A 13,752-nucleotide genomic window follows, 5' to 3' on the forward strand; every position below is an offset into this window, starting at 1 on the left:
CGTGAGTAGCCCTGCTCGTGACCGCGACATGCGGGAACGCGACAGCGCCCCCGCCGTAGCGGGGGCGCTGCCTGGCCGCTCCCTGCCGCCTGGGGGGCAGGACTGGGAGGGCCAGCCTGGAATTCCGTATTCCGGAACCGGTCGGACTCTATCCACGATGCGACCGTTTGGGTACTGACGCATGATCGTTAGCCGCCCAGCGTGGGCGACGTGCCAGCTCGAAGAACACCTCTGCCCGAATCAGTCCTTCGCCGCCGTACCGCCCTGGGCCACCGTCTCCGCGAACTTCGTACAGCGGCCGGCCTGTCGCAGGACCAGCTGGCTGACCGGATCGGCATGGAGCGGCGCAGCGTCCAGCGGTACGAGCGCGGGGAACGCGACCCCCGCTTCACCGAGCTCCTCCTCATCGCCGACGCGCTCGGCGTACCCGTGGAGGAACTGGTGCGGTAGCCCCGACCGGAGGGCGGTCCGGCCGGGGCCGTTGAACCTGCCCGCCCGTGGTCCGCCATGACCACGGACGAGCAGGAGCTCAGGGGCGGGGACTTCGGGTCTCCGCGAGATGGCGCTGGAGCGGGCTGCTCCGCTGGTCGTCCATCGTGGTCACGCGCGGCAGGCGCGGCCCGCAGTCGCCCGGGCTGGCATGCCAGTAGGCGGGGGTGTGCGCGCCGGACGCAGCATCGTCGTCAAGGGCGCGCGCTTGGCCGGTGATGAGGTTCCCGCAGTACTCGCAGCGCTTCATCGTCGCCGGTCCTTTCTGTGACAGGGGCAGTCGCAGCGGATGACGAGAGCGACCCGACCGCACGAGGTGACCACCGGGCCGGCGTCGCACCACCTGTGCTCGCCGAGCTGGCACACGCCCCGGATCTGCTCCTTGGCGTCCTTCTTCATCGCCGCACCCCAGACGTCGGCGCGTCGATGAACAGGTACAGCGGGGAGACGCCGCGCGCGGCCGCGCACTTCTGGTGGGCGTAGATGTGGGCGCCGCCGGCCTCGGTGCGCAGGGTGCGGACGCACGCGTCGGCGCCGGGCTGGGGGCAGTACGTGCAGGGCCGCGGTCTGCTGGGCGTGTTCGGCATCGCAGCCTCCGGCTCGTCGGTGATTAGGAACATCACCATCGTGGCGAGCGGGAAGGCCCGGAACTCTTTCAGATGAGAGAGAGTTTCCGGCGGCCTACATGCCGATCCAGGCGGCCATGCTCCCGAGGGATTCCGGTGTGCGGCGGCTCAGGTGGACCAGTCCGCGGATCGTCTCGCGGGCCCCGGGGTGGTAGCGGGTCTGCTCGGGCGCCGCGCGGCGGGCCGCGAGGAGGGACTTCAGCGCGGCCTCGGTCTTCCCGAGCTCCATCTCCGAGCGGGCCCGGTCGATGAGGAAGTGAGCCCGTCGAGAGGTGGCCATGGCCGCCGGGGGCTTGATCGCCTTCGCCTGCTTCAGCGCCTCGTCGTAGCGCCGCATCTCCACCGCAGCGGACATGCGGTGCATGGCGACGTTCGTCGGGCCGAACGACAGCCAGTGGACATCCGACGCGTCCCCCACGCGGTCCGCGTAGCTGGTCGCCTCGGCGACGTGGGTGTCGACGGCGGCCTTGTCGTCCGCGCGGGCGGCGAGGACTGACGCGCCGAGGTGCAGCTGCCCGGCCACCGCGAGCGACTCGCGGGATTCCTCGGCCTGGCGGAGGATGCCGTGGCCGGAGCCGATGAGCCGGCGGCCGATGGAGTACTCGCCCTCGCGGAAGTAGACGAGCGCGCGCATGTACTGGCGGACGGCGGCGAGGCACGGGTCTGAGGCGCGCTGGGCGGCCCAGTCCATGCGGTCGAGGGCGACGGCGGACAGGTCGTAGTAGCCGAGCTTCACGGAGATGTCGTGCGCGGTGCGGTACGTCGAGGCGAGGGCCTGCCACAGGGCCGTTGCGGGGGTCCGCGACGCGAGCGTGCTCAGCTCCGTGATGACGTCGGGGAGCGCGGAGGCGGCGGCGTGGAGGTGGGTGGCGCGGACCTGTCCGCACAGCACAGAGGCGGCGGCGATGAGCTCACCGGCGGTGCGGGTGGTGACGGCGGGGTCCGGGCCAAGGTCGTAGAGGTCGAGGGACTCGCGGATCGGGCGGACGAGGTCGGCGAGCCGGTCTTGATGGAGCTGGGTCACGTAGGGCTGTCCCGTCAGGACTGTGACGTCGACCCGGAGGGCGCGCGCAACGGCGGCGGTGAAGTCGGCGGACGCCGGGCGGGCGCCGCACTCGACCTGCGTGAGCCAGCTGTAGGAGTACGGGATCCGAGCGGCTAGCTCGCGCTGGCTCAGCCGAGCGAGCCGCCGCTGCTCCTTGATGCGCGTTCCAGTGTGGTCGTCGTCGGGGGAGGGCATACTGGTCTCCGTTCCTGACTCGTCATCTGGAACGGTACCCGCGCACCGGTGCGGGTGTGCCTCTTCCGCCCCCGACTCCACCCGGAGCGGGGGCGGTTGCATATGGTCGGATGGGTGCATGAGCACTCGGACCCTGTACCTGTTCAGCTCGGCGGCCCCACCCGTCTTCGACATCGCCCACGTCATCGAGGACGCACAGGCCGACGGCTGGGACGTCTGCCTCGGCCTCACCCCCACTGCGGCCCGCTGGCTCGCCGACTCCCTCGACGGCCTTGCCGTGCTCACCGGGCACCCTGTCCGATGGGACTACAAGCTCCCCGGCGAGCCGGACGTATGGCCGAAGGCGGACGCGATCCTCGTCGCGCCGGCCACGTTCAACACGATCAACGCCTGGGCGCTCGGGCTCACGGACAAGTTCATCGTCGGCGTGGTCGCGGAGGGCATCGGCAAGGGGATCCCGACGGTGGCGATGCCGTGTGTGAACGCGGCCTACGTCCAGCACCCGCAGTTCGAACGGTCCGTCGAGACGCTCCGGAGCGCCGGGATCATGGTGCTGTACGGCGAGGGCGGGTTCGTGCCCAATCAGCCTGGTCAGGGAAACCCGGCGGCGTACCCGTGGCGCGTGGCGCTCGATGCTGTCAGTGCCGGGTCGTACGATCCGGCTCGTGGCAATCGAACTGAGTGATGACCTGATCCAGCTGGAAACAACGGCCTGGGAAGAGATCCAGGCCAAGGAGCTGACCGTGGACACGGCGGCCGCCGTGCAGGCCGCAGTCACGGCACACGCCGCGACGACCGCGCAGTCCCGTTTCGACGTGGAGGCAGAGCTCAAGTTCCGCATCCGTAACCCGGAGGCGTACGAGGAGCGAGAGCGGAAACGCCGCGAGGCCGCCGCCAAGAAGTAGCCGGACATGACGAAGCCGCCCCCTCCGCCCGAAGGCAGAGGGGGCGTGGCTCTTGCTACTTCACCAGGACGTTGACGAGCCAGCCGCCGGCGGGCACCGCGAGGAGCCCGATCCCAACGGCCGTCCACGCGAGCTTCTCCACGGAAGCCAGCCGCGGCCCATGCGTAGAGGAGGCCTCGGCCTTCGCCTCCAGGGCGTCGACCCGCTCCTCAACCCGCTTCGCGTTGTCGCGCTGCTCGTCGAGCGCGCGGTCGGTCTGATCGGACCGCTGGACCAGCAGCGCGACCGAGCCCTCGACCCGCGCGAAGCCGGTCTCCAGCGTCCCGCGCAGGCGCTCCAATTCGAGGGCCACCTGCCCCGACTCGATCGGCGTCATCCTCGCGCCGCCGGCTCGTCGGTGCGGAGCCAGCGCGGCAGCAGCGCCTGGACGGCGGAGAGGGCCATGACCCGCGCGAAGCCGCCCGCGACGGCCAGGCCGCCCGCGACCCACGGCAGGGACTCGGGGACTCCCGACGCGGAGACGACGGCGGGGAGGACGACGGCGATGCCGACGGCGGACTGGAGGACGGTACGCGCGGTGCGCTTCGAGGCGTCGGACATGGTCACTTCTCCTTCTGGAGCAGGGCGAGGATCTTCTTCACGTCCGCGGCGAGCGTCGTGACGGTGGCGAAGGTCTGGACGATGTAGCCGTAGACGTCCGGGATCCGGCGGCCAGCCTTCTTGCTGGCCTCGTCCGCCTTCGGGTTGCGGTACTCCAGGACGCGCAGCGCGATGCGGTCGACGTCCTCCTTGGACAGGGCCATGACGGGGTCCTCCTCCTCAGGGGGTTCAGGGGTGACGGTCGCGCGGGCGACGATGCCTGGGAACACGACCGTCTTGAACTGGGCTACGCGGGCGTCGCCGGGGCACGACGTGCCGGAGACGGCCCACTCGGCGTGGAGTCGGTGGTAGCCGAAGCCCGGGTCGTCGTGGGTGCGGCAGATCCGCAGGGGGATGCCGTGGCGTTGGTGCAGCCACACGCCGAGCTTGATGAGCTCCTCGACCTGCTGCGGCGTCCACGGGTCGCTGCCCTGCAGGTTCGACGCGGTCTCGATGGACACGGCGCCGGTCCCGTCCGGCCTGCGGTTCGCCTGGTAGTTGGCGTCCGCGCGGGTCTCCGTCCCGATGAACTGGCCGAGGTCGCCCTCGTAGCCGAGCCCGAAGTGGGACTCGAGGTTCGTCGAGTCGCGCCAGTACTCGTACGTCCGCTTTGCCGTCCACGGCGCGATGATGCTGTGCATGATGAACTGCGTCGGGCGGATCGCCGGTTGGTCGTCCGACTCCGGCTGCAGCTCGTACCGGGTCGCCCCGGGGTACCAGGCCATAGGCCCTCCAGAAACAGAAGAGCCCCGGCCGGATGGCTCGGGGCGAACAGGGGTGGGGCAGGGTTCAGATCGGGGCGTCGATGTGGACCCCGTCGAGCAGGATCCCGTTGCAGTTGTTGCCTGCTGCGGTGGGCACACCGACCTGGAGAGCGCCAGAGGTCTGGATGGTGGTGCGGACGCCGTAGAACCCGGTAGTGCCGCCCGCGAACTGCTCACCGTGCTCGAACGCGGGCCGGTACCCGACGTTGAAGGTGTACGCCGTGGTGTTGACGTTGGCGACGATGGTTCCGGCGACGACGCTGATGCGGCCCTTGTACTCCCAGCGCTCGGCCCCGAGGAATCGGATCTTGCGCATCATGGGGGTGAGGGTCGCGGCAGAGAACCCTGCCGAGAAGGACCCGATGGAGGTGAACGGGGTCCACTCCATGATCTCTTCGATGAGCCTGGAGTTCAGTTTGGCGGCGGTGAGTTCCTCGCCCGCCAGGAACGGCGTGTAGAGCGCCATGGGCTACCTCCTCAGAGAGCGAGAATCAGGGGCTGGGCGAGGCGGATGGGTGCCCCTGCGCTGTGGGACTTGGTGATCCCGTTGACGGATCGGACGACCGTGGCGGTCTGCGTGAGGGTCGTGCCGGTGATGCCGGTGACGCGTACCTGCTCGCCGCCGATCAGTACGTCGAACGGGAACTCGGTCGGGAAGCCGGCGGAGTCGATCCAGCGGGGTCCGGGTGAGGACACGAACGTCATGCTGGTCGCGCTTGCCGAGACGCCGGATCCGAGGGTGGAGCCGTCGGTGCCGAGACGGCCGAGGAGCTTGTCGTCGAGGACGCCGATGGTCCAGGGCCCGGCGGGGGTGCAGTTGAGCTCCATGTCCCACGTGTACAGGTCGAGGACCTGGCCCCAGCCCTGCACGATCAGGTCGACGGGCCCGGGCGGGAGCCACGGCGGGAGGTCGGTGATCCGGATGCGGTCGCCGACGGTGAGGTCGAGGGCCGCGGGGATCAGGTGGGGGGCGGCGTGGAGCATGAGCCGGACGGTGGGGTAGCGGGCCTCGTCCCAGGTCCCCAGGTGCAGGCGCCAGTTCGCGATCTGCTCGGGCTGGGAGTCGTTGGCCAGGTTCAGGGTGACGCTGTCGTCGTAGACGCCGACACCGTTCGGCGGCGCGGCCGTCGACATCGGGCCCGTTTCCTGTACGGCGCGCGCTGAGGAGCCGGCGGTGCGGGAGACGGTGATGTCGTTGCGTGTCCGCTGGTCGTCCTCGATCGGCTCCAGCGGGGGCCCGATCTCGCCGTCGGCGGCGTAGGACAGGACGAGCCTGGGCGTCTGGTTGTAGAGAGAGCGCAGGTCGCGGTAGGCGAGGCTGTCGTTGGTCTTGGACTCGTAGAGGATGCCGCCGTCGGCGTCCGCGCAGTCCTGGAGGAGCGTGAGGAGGTCGTCGGGGCGTTGGGCGCCGAGGAGCGCGGAGGGGATGGAGGGGTCTGTGTAGACGGAGAGGGCCATGGTCCGGCTCTCTTCGGTGGCGAGACGGGACATGCGGGTGGTGGCGGTCTCGCCGGTGAAGCCGTGGTCTGCGGAGTCGTAGGCGCCGGCGATGACGTCGGTGGACCAGGCGGTGATGTGGCCGACCCGGATGTCCGGGAGGCCGGCGCCGAAGACGGTGTCGATCTGGGAGACCGTGCCGACGGTGCCGGTGACGCTGCCGGGGATGGAGATGGTCCCACCGCTGCCGACGGGGGTCCAGCCGATCTTGTAGGCGATGTTCCCGCCGGACTGTTCGGCAGCGAATTCGAGCCGGGTCCACCCCAGGAAGGCCTCGGGGATCGCGGCGATCGGCGAGTCGAGGACGAGGGCGCCGGTGGCGTCATACCCGAAGAGGTGGGTGCCGCTGGCGCCCATGGTGATACGCCACCTGCGGAGCGTGCCGGTGGTGGTCCACGACAGCAGCTCCTGCTCGGCACCGGGCGCAGCGCCGTCGATGCGGAAGGGCATGCACAGTGCCCAGGCGTTGGTGGGGACGGCGGGCGCGGGGACGCGGCCGCGCATGGTGCCGCCGGGGGCGACGGTGGGCAGCGCGGATGACCCGCCGAGGCTGTCGTCCTGGGCGAAGTCGAAGCCGCTGACGGCGAGCGGGGCGATTCCCACGAGGGGTGAGTAGGCCTGGGTGGCGCCGTCGGCGTCCTCGCATGGCCAGTAGGCCAGCGGGGAGCGGGAGGGCAGGCGGCGCCGGAGCGTGCTGTCGAGGGCCTTCGTGCCCTGGCCGAGGCGGCGCAGGGTGCCGGATGCCTCGACTGGTACCCACACGTCCTTTCCGGAGACGTCCCAGCGGGTGGGCCAGGAGGAGATCACGCCGGTGAACAGGGTGTGGCGGTTGGAGATGGATCCGTTGAGGGCCATCGTCCACACCTTGCCGGTGGAGTCGGTGACCGACGGGGCTCCGGGTGTCTGGGCGGTGAAGTCGGGGTTCGCGACGACGGTGCCGCCGATGCCGTTGCGGAGTTCGAGCGCGTGCACCTGGCCGCGCGGCTTGACGAAGGCGAGGTTGGTGGCGTCGCCGACCTTGAGGATCGTGGTCGAGTTGAAGATGGACGTGACGCCGGTGCCGGTGACCGGGTCGCCGAGCTGGGTCCAGGGGCCCGCGATCGTCTCGGCGGTGTAGAACGTGGCGGTCCAGCCGCCGGCGCCGTTGTTGACGTCGAGGGTGACGCGCCAGGCCATGCGCCCGGACGGGGGGACGGCGGGCACCACGGTGCTCTGTGCGCCGATGACGGTGGTCCCGTCGGCCGACCACTCCAGGTAGGGCCGGTTGTTCCGCTGCTGGAACATCCAGGAGCGCTGGTTGCTGACCGTGCTGAACTTGCCCGTGAGATCCGTGGCTTGGGCCCCGGGCGGGGTGACCCAGCTGTCGAGGGTGGCGTCGAAGCGGATGTCGATGTCGCCGGTGATGTCGAGCGCGGCTGTGTCCGGGGTGGACGCGCCGGTGCCCGACTGCCCTGTGACGCGCAGGTACGTGGCGCCGGCCAGAGTGGCCACCTGTACGGGGGTGTTGCGCCCGATGAGCCCGTAGTACGGGCTCATCGGGTTGCGCGGGCTGTACTTCCCCAGCCGGTTGTTGACCTCCAGTGAGGCGCGGGCCGGGTTGGTGCGGGTGCTCTCCTCGGAGCGTCCGCACTCGATCCCGATCGGCGAGCGGGTGTAGACGTCGCTGGTGATGTCCGTCCAGACACCGCCGATCTGGAGCTCGGTACGGACGTCGAGCGGTGTCTGGGGGAACGCCACGGCAGGACTCCTTATCTACTGCCCGAAGGCCAGCTGCACGTTGCCGCGGCCCTCGACGCGGACGAGCTTCTGAAGGAACGTGCGGGTCGCGGAGTCGCCGCCGGTGGCGTCCAGCCGTACGACGACGACGCCTCCCGCGCCTCCCGCGCCCTGGCGGAGCAGCGGGGCGGCCGGGGCCATCTGCTGGCCGGTGAGCAGGCCTGCCGAGGCAGGCGGGACCTGGGCGAGGGTGGCCATCGAGCGGGCGACCGCGGGGCGGCCGTCGTCGATGCCCCGGATGAGGCCGGCGGGGATCCACTGGCCGAGCATCGCCATCACCCGCGACGGCGACCGGATCCCGAGCGCCTTCTTGATCGCGGTCTGCATGCCCTTGGCGATCGTCAGCATCTGCTTCTCGATCATCTTCTGCTCCCTCTGGAGCCCCTTGACGAGACCCTGGGCGGCCTGGATTCCCGCCCCGTACATCGCGTCACCGGCCGTGTTACCGGCCGTCGTTGCAGCGGCGACGAGCTGGGACTGCGTCGAGTTGATCTGCGCGATCTGGCCCTTGGACGCGGAGGCGAGGGCGGCGGCCGCGGCCCCGCCCTGCTCGGCTCCGGCCTGCGCGATCTGCGCGATCAGGTCCGCCCGCACGCCCTTCTTGCGCAGGACGGCGAGCTGGGACGCGAAGGCTTTGGCCTTGGCCAGCTGCTGGTTGAGGTTGGCCCAGATGCTGGTGGCCGTGGCGCCGCCCGCGTCCGCGCCCTGGGTGATGTCCGCGGCGTCGAGGATGCCCTTGCGGACGTCCGCCGCGAGGGCCGTACGGGCCTTGATCAGGTCGTTCAACCGGGCGGTCGCCGTCTTGAGCCGCGTGGCCACGAGCTCCTCGCGGCTGGCCAGGGTTCGGAGCTTGTCGGTGCCCCTGTTGAGAATCCCCATGGCCTTGTCGCGGACGTCCTTCGACCTGCGCAGGAGGAGCTTGTTCTGCTCGTCGATCTTCTTGTTCTGCTGGTCGATCCGCTTGTTCTGCTGGTCGATGTCCCGGTTCTGGCGGTCGATCTCGGCGTTCTGCTCGCGGATGCGCTTCCTCTGCGCCTTGGTGCCCTTGACCTCCTTGTGGTCCTTCCGCGGAAGGCGCTTCTTCCGGGGAGCCAGGGTCACCTCGGTCGCATCGATGACGATGCCGGCCATCTTGGCCGCCGTGGACCGGATCTGACTCAGGCCGCCCGTCATGCCGACGACCAGGCCGCGCGCGATCCACTCACCCTGCTTCGCAGTCACCTTCGACGGGCTCGCGATCCCCAGCGCCTTCGCGATTGGACCGGGGATCATGTCCCGGGCCCAGCCCATCAGCTTGCCCCTGATCCATCCGCCCATCGACTGGATACCGGAGAGCAGGCCGCGCACGACGTCCTTGCCCTTGTCGATGAGGAGATTGCCGAGGTTCCCGATCGCGCTGCCGATCTTCTCGGGCAGGCCGCGGAGCCAGATGATGAGCTCGGCCATCTTGCGGATGGCCCACTCTTTGATCTTGCCGAAGAAGTCGGACACCATCTTGGGCAGTCGGCCCAGCCATCCGACGGCCGCCATGACGTTCTTGATGGCGCCCGCGATCTTCTGCCAGATCCAGTCCCAGGCCTTTTGCGTGAAGGACTTGATCTTGTCCCAGTTCAGGATGACCAGCGCGACGAGGCCGACGATGACGGCGATGACCCAGCCGACGGGACCCATGGCAATGAGCCACTGCGCGGCCATGACGGCGGCCCAGGCGACCGCCCGGGCGGCCATCACCACGAACTGCGCGGCCGAGGTCACCGCGGTCCGCACGACGGCGGCGAGCCATGTGCCCATCGCAGCGAGCGCGGACCCGAGCCACGCGGAGGACGTCGTCGCGGCGGAGACGACGGCGGCCCCGGCAATCCGCGCGTACATGCCGAGCCCGATGGCGTTCATCCGGATCCAGTTGCCCATGACGGTCCAGCACGAGGCGGAGATCAGGGTCTGGGCGGCCGTGACGACGGTGGCCCCTGCGGCGTAGACGGCCATGGCGGCCTTGACCGCGAGGACGGCGACGGCCAGGCCGGTGAACGCGTACGCGAGGGGGACCATCACGGACTGATGAGTCATCGCGAACTGGGCGACGGCTCCGCCGACTTGGCCGAGCTCGGCCAGGGCGCCGCGCTTGAACCTCTCCAGGGCGGCGGTGCCGTTGTTGCTCACGGTGTCCGCCATGCGGTTCGCTGCGCCGCTCGCCTTGTCCATCCCGGCCGCGGCAGCGGCGGTCGCCGGATCGAGGGCGAAGAGGCTGGCCCCCATCACGTTGCCGGGGTCGCCGAAGAGGGCCGCCGCGACGTTGAGCTTGACCTGCTCGGACGACGTGCCGCGCAGCGCGTCCATCGTCATCTGCAACGCCTTGGTCGCGGACGTGCCGCCGGCGCCGAGGAGCCGGGCCATCTCCTTGCTGTTGAGGCCGATGGACTTGAAGGCGTCATCGACGGCCTTGCCGCCCTTGAGGGCGATCTCGCCGAACTGGCCGATGCCGTCGGCGACTTGGTCGGCGTCCCGGGCGCCGGCCGCGAGCGCCTGGGCCAGCAGGCCGGTGGCGGTCTTCCCGTCGAGGCCGATCCGCCGAAACTGAGTGCTGTACTCGTTGAACGTCTCCAACAGGTCGCCGGACTTGTCGGCGGCGCCCTGGAGGCCGACGGTCATGATGTCCATGGCCTCGTCGACGTCCTTGGCCAGCCCCGTTCGGACGAGCTGCCCAGCCGCCGCAGTGGCCATGTTCAGGTCCTGGTCGAAGGTCTGCGCCAGGGCGAGGGCCTTCTTGGTGACACCCTCCAGGCCGCCCTCGGCCGTCGAGGTGTCGCCGATGTTCTTGTAGACGCCGCGGATCGCTTCGTTCACGGTGGCCGTGGAGTCGCCCCACGCGTCCTGGTAGACGCGGGCGGAGACCTCGGAGAGCTCGGCCGCCTCGGCCTGGCCGACGCCGAGCTGCGCGGCGAGCTTGTCGCCGGCGGCCTCGACGTCCATCGCCGAGACGAGGCTCGCGCCGAGGGCAGCTGCGAACCCGGCGCCGATTCCGGCCGCGGCCGTGTTGAACCGCTCGCCCATCGCCGAGACTTCCCCACTGGCTCTGTCTCGGGCCACGAGGTTGAACACGAGGGAGGTGTCGGACACGGTCCCTCACCCCCTTCGCATCTTCTCCTCGGCCTCGTCCATCGAGGCCTTGTACGCGTCGAGCCAGTCGAGGGCGGCGTCGGCCTGCTCGACCGTCATGAGGTCCCACTCCCATGGGCGGATGTGCAGGAGGTGGGCGGCGTTGCCGACCTGCCTCAGTCGGCGATCGGCAGCCCCGCTTTTCCCTCGTCGCTGGTGTCGTCGAAGGCGGTCTCGATCTCCGCGTCGAACTGGGTGATGGCCTGCTCCCGCTCGGCGCCGACGAGGTTCTCGGCGGCGCGGGCCCGCATCTCCTCCCACTCCTGCTTCGAGTACTCCAGCTTCAGCTCGTCCCAGAAGAACTCGACGTCCTCGAACTTGGTCTTGGGGTGGTCGCGGCGCAGGAAGGTGTAGAGCAGGGCCCGGCGGGCGAGCGAGTTGCCCTGGAGGACGTCGGTGGTGAACTCGGTGAAGTTCTTGCCGGTGAGGCGCTCGATCGTCTCCCGCTCGACGGTCATGAGGCGGCGGGGGTTGTACCGCCAGCGGGTGGGTTCGCTCTGGCCCTCGGGCTGGTAGGCGAGAAACACGGGTGTGGCTCCTATCGGATGCGGGCGGCGAGGCGGCGGGCCATGTCCTCCATGGCCTTCTCGACTGCCTCTTTGGCGTTGGGGCCGATGCCTTCCATGGCGTGGTCGAACCAGTCGGTCTTGCCGTGCTGGGTGACCCAGGAGTCGGCGCGGCCGTAGACGAGGTGGCGCCAGCCCCGGGCGCGGTTGGTGCGCTTGGGGGCGTTGGGAAAGTGGCGGATGTTCTTGGTCTTGAACGCTTTGACTCTGGCGCCGCTCCAGCGGCCGCCGAGCTTGACCTCGGGCCGGATCTTCCGGGCGATCGAGGACCGGAGCCCCGGGGCGGTGCCGGGGCCGGCCGACGCCATGGACATGATCTTGGACTTGGCCTCGGCGGCCGTGGGCGCGAGCGCGGCGCGCATGTTCTTGGCGAGGTCCTTGCGGAGCTCCTTGCCGTCCGCCTCGGCGCGGATCGCCCGCGTGAGGGCCTGGATCGCTTCGTGGGCGTCGACGCCGAGCTCGAACGGCAGGCCGTTGTCGGCCATGTCAGGCGGTCGCGCGGAGCACCGGGCCGGACGTCGGGAACGACGCGGAGGAGGTGGCCTCGTCGCCGACGCCGCCCTCGATCGGCTTCCACTCCTTGATCAGCACGCTGCCGGTGTACTTGGGGTTCGAGACGCCGACGACCGCGTTGGTCGGGCGGACCTCGAACGGAACGACGGCGCCGAGCAGCGGCCACATGATCGAGTCGATCCGGGTAGCGGCGAAATCCTGGAGGAACTCGGTTCCAAGCTCACCGGACTTGAGGCCGCCGATGACTTCCTTCCACCCGGCGGAGGCGTAGGTGGTGACGTCCTTCTCCTCGACCTCGACGGCGAGCTCGGCCTTGCGGGTGTACTCGGAGAGGTCGACGCCGTTGAGGCTGATGTACTCGGCTGTGAGGACCATCTTGGGCATGGGTGATCACCTGATTCCCAGAGAGACAGCGAACATGAAAGAGGGGGTCGTGCCGGAGATCGCCCAGGCGACCCGGTAGTGCGTATCGGTGATGGCCGCCGCATCGGTGCGCAGCGTCTGCCCGCCGGCCACCGTCGCCGGATCGAACGTGAGGCGGGTGGTCGGGGTGGCCATGCCGACGGCGTCATCGGACTCGATCGAGACCGTGAGCGACGGTGTCGTCCCGGCGACGGAGAGAACGTGCAGGGCGGCGTACAGCCGCTTCCCGGCGGCGATGGTGCCGAGGTTCAGCGCGGTGCCGGTGCCGGTCGCGCTGCGGGCGGTGCCGGGCGGGTGCGCGATCTGCCCCCGTACGAGCGGCCAGGAACTCTTGGCGGTGCCCGACCAGGGGGCGACGTCGCCGACTGCGCCGAGGAGCTTGTAGTCGGAGCGGAGCGCGCGGGTGAGGTAGGCGAGCGAGCCGACCTGCGCCGTGTCGGGGCAGATCGTCCACGGGCCGACGCCGCCGAGCTGCGTCCAGGACGCGTTGTCGACGAGGCCCGGGTCGCCGGCCTCCCACTGGCCCTCTCCCGCGATCTCGGCGGAGCCGATGCCGCCGATGACCTCCTTGTAGCCGCCGGAGCCGTAGTTCGTGACGTCCTTCTCCTCGACCTCACCGGACAACTCGACCTTGCTGCTTGCGCCGGTGAGGTCGGCGCCGACGGCGAACGTGCGGACGTTGGTCAGGACGAGGCTCACGACGGGGCCCCCTTTCCGATGACGCGGATGATGAGTTCGGCGCCGACGTACTGCGTGCCCTGGTGCTCGTACCAGCGGTATCCCTGGATGCGGGTCACGCGGAGGTCGTCGGCCAGGCCGCCGAGGGCGTACTCGCCGGGGGCGCCGCGGGCGGCCTCGATCGCGGCCTTGAGGGAGGCGGGGCCGGAGCCGTCGAGGAGGGCGTCGAGGATCTCCTGGCCCGCGCGGTCGTCCGCCCGGCCGACGAGGACCCGGCACGTGAACTCCGCCTCGTCGAGCGCGCGGCCCATGGCCTTGTCGAACTCGACGGAGTACTCCCCGACGAAGAAGTGCGGGTGCGTGACGGCATCGGGGACGTACCCGGAGCACGTGAGCTTGGCGGTGCCCGCGGGCATGACGACCTGGCGGGCGGCATCCGCGATCGCGGCGCGGACAGCGGACATGCGCATCGGCGGTCTC

At 70.2% G+C, this 13,752-nt stretch carries 16 protein-coding genes; 3 read left to right on the forward strand and 13 right to left on the reverse strand.

The features are described 5' to 3' along the window. Positions 1-210 precede the first annotated feature (210 nt). Positions 211-450, forward strand: a complete 240-nt coding sequence (locus AC067J_RS41555; protein ID WP_478308013.1) for a helix-turn-helix transcriptional regulator — start codon at positions 211-213, stop codon at positions 448-450. Between the two features lie 434 nt (positions 451-884). Here the strand turns inward: AC067J_RS41555 and AC067J_RS41560 are convergent, their stop codons facing one another. Both AC067J_RS41560 and AC067J_RS41565 read right to left on the reverse strand, forming a co-directional pair. Then, positions 885-1,109, reverse strand: a complete 225-nt coding sequence (locus AC067J_RS41560) for a hypothetical protein (RefSeq protein ID WP_478308014.1) — start codon at positions 1,107-1,109, stop codon at positions 885-887. Positions 1,110-1,170: 61 nt separating this feature from the next. Beyond that, positions 1,171-2,355, reverse strand: a complete 1,185-nt coding sequence (locus tag AC067J_RS41565; protein ID WP_478308015.1) for a helix-turn-helix domain-containing protein — start codon at positions 2,353-2,355, stop codon at positions 1,171-1,173. Between the two features lie 118 nt (positions 2,356-2,473). Here AC067J_RS41565 and AC067J_RS41570 point away from each other — a divergent pair, with 118 nt between their 5' ends. Together AC067J_RS41570 and AC067J_RS41575 are read left to right on the forward strand one after the other, a co-directional pair. Further along, positions 2,474-3,040: a flavoprotein gene (locus AC067J_RS41570; protein ID WP_478308016.1), complete on the forward strand. Its 567-nt coding sequence runs from the start codon at positions 2,474-2,476 to the stop codon at positions 3,038-3,040. Next, complete coding sequence (locus AC067J_RS41575) at positions 3,021-3,260, forward strand: hypothetical protein (protein ID WP_478308017.1); 240 nt, start codon at positions 3,021-3,023, stop codon at positions 3,258-3,260. Before AC067J_RS41570 ends, AC067J_RS41575 begins: the two co-directional genes overlap by 20 nt. Positions 3,261-3,315: 55 nt before the next feature. On the opposite strand, the gene AC067J_RS41580 is transcribed toward AC067J_RS41575, so the two are convergent. From AC067J_RS41580 to AC067J_RS41630, 11 genes are all read right to left on the reverse strand, one after another. Next, a complete protein-coding gene (locus AC067J_RS41580) occupies positions 3,316-3,636 on the reverse strand; it encodes a hypothetical protein (RefSeq protein WP_478308019.1) in 321 nt (106 codons plus the stop codon). Further along, on the reverse strand, positions 3,633-3,860 hold the full coding sequence (locus tag AC067J_RS41585) for a hypothetical protein (protein WP_478308020.1): 228 nt from the start codon (positions 3,858-3,860) through the stop codon (positions 3,633-3,635). Before AC067J_RS41585 ends, AC067J_RS41580 begins: the two co-directional genes overlap by 4 nt. Positions 3,861-3,862: 2 nt before the next feature. Continuing rightward, positions 3,863-4,624, reverse strand: coding sequence for a peptidoglycan recognition protein family protein (locus AC067J_RS41590; protein ID WP_478308021.1), 762 nt, complete (start codon positions 4,622-4,624; stop codon positions 3,863-3,865). Between the two features lie 64 nt (positions 4,625-4,688). After that, positions 4,689-5,129, reverse strand: a complete 441-nt coding sequence (locus AC067J_RS41595; protein ID WP_478308022.1) for a hypothetical protein — start codon at positions 5,127-5,129, stop codon at positions 4,689-4,691. A gap of 11 nt (positions 5,130-5,140) precedes the next feature. Continuing rightward, positions 5,141-7,897 carry a glycoside hydrolase family protein gene (locus AC067J_RS41600; protein ID WP_478308023.1) on the reverse strand — a complete coding sequence of 919 codons (2,757 nt, stop codon included), beginning with the start codon at positions 7,895-7,897 and terminating at the stop codon, positions 5,141-5,143. A gap of 15 nt (positions 7,898-7,912) precedes the next feature. Further along, positions 7,913-11,053 carry a phage tail tape measure protein gene (locus tag AC067J_RS41605; protein WP_478308024.1) on the reverse strand — a complete coding sequence of 1,047 codons (3,141 nt, stop codon included), beginning with the start codon at positions 11,051-11,053 and terminating at the stop codon, positions 7,913-7,915. A 155-nt stretch (positions 11,054-11,208) separates the two neighbouring features. Then, positions 11,209-11,619: a hypothetical protein gene (locus tag AC067J_RS41610; RefSeq protein ID WP_125751328.1), complete on the reverse strand. Its 411-nt coding sequence runs from the start codon at positions 11,617-11,619 to the stop codon at positions 11,209-11,211. 11 nt (positions 11,620-11,630) lie between these two features. Beyond that, positions 11,631-12,143 (reverse strand): hypothetical protein, encoded by a 513-nt coding sequence (locus AC067J_RS41615; RefSeq protein ID WP_478308025.1) that lies wholly within the window; start codon positions 12,141-12,143, stop codon positions 11,631-11,633. A gap of 1 nt (position 12,144) precedes the next feature. Continuing rightward, the gene (locus tag AC067J_RS41620; RefSeq protein ID WP_125751334.1) at positions 12,145-12,555 is read right to left on the reverse strand and encodes a phage tail protein; all 411 of its coding nucleotides are present in this window, start codon (positions 12,553-12,555) and stop codon (positions 12,145-12,147) included. A 6-nt stretch (positions 12,556-12,561) separates the two neighbouring features. Beyond that, the gene (locus AC067J_RS41625) at positions 12,562-13,293 is read right to left on the reverse strand and encodes a hypothetical protein (protein WP_125751337.1); all 732 of its coding nucleotides are present in this window, start codon (positions 13,291-13,293) and stop codon (positions 12,562-12,564) included. After that, positions 13,290-13,742 carry a hypothetical protein gene (locus tag AC067J_RS41630; RefSeq protein WP_478308026.1) on the reverse strand — a complete coding sequence of 151 codons (453 nt, stop codon included), beginning with the start codon at positions 13,740-13,742 and terminating at the stop codon, positions 13,290-13,292. The genes AC067J_RS41625 and AC067J_RS41630 overlap by 4 nt, the downstream gene beginning before the upstream one ends. Between the last annotated feature and the right edge of the window lie 10 nt (positions 13,743-13,752).

This window comes from Kitasatospora sp. NPDC042419, assembly GCF_056437345.1.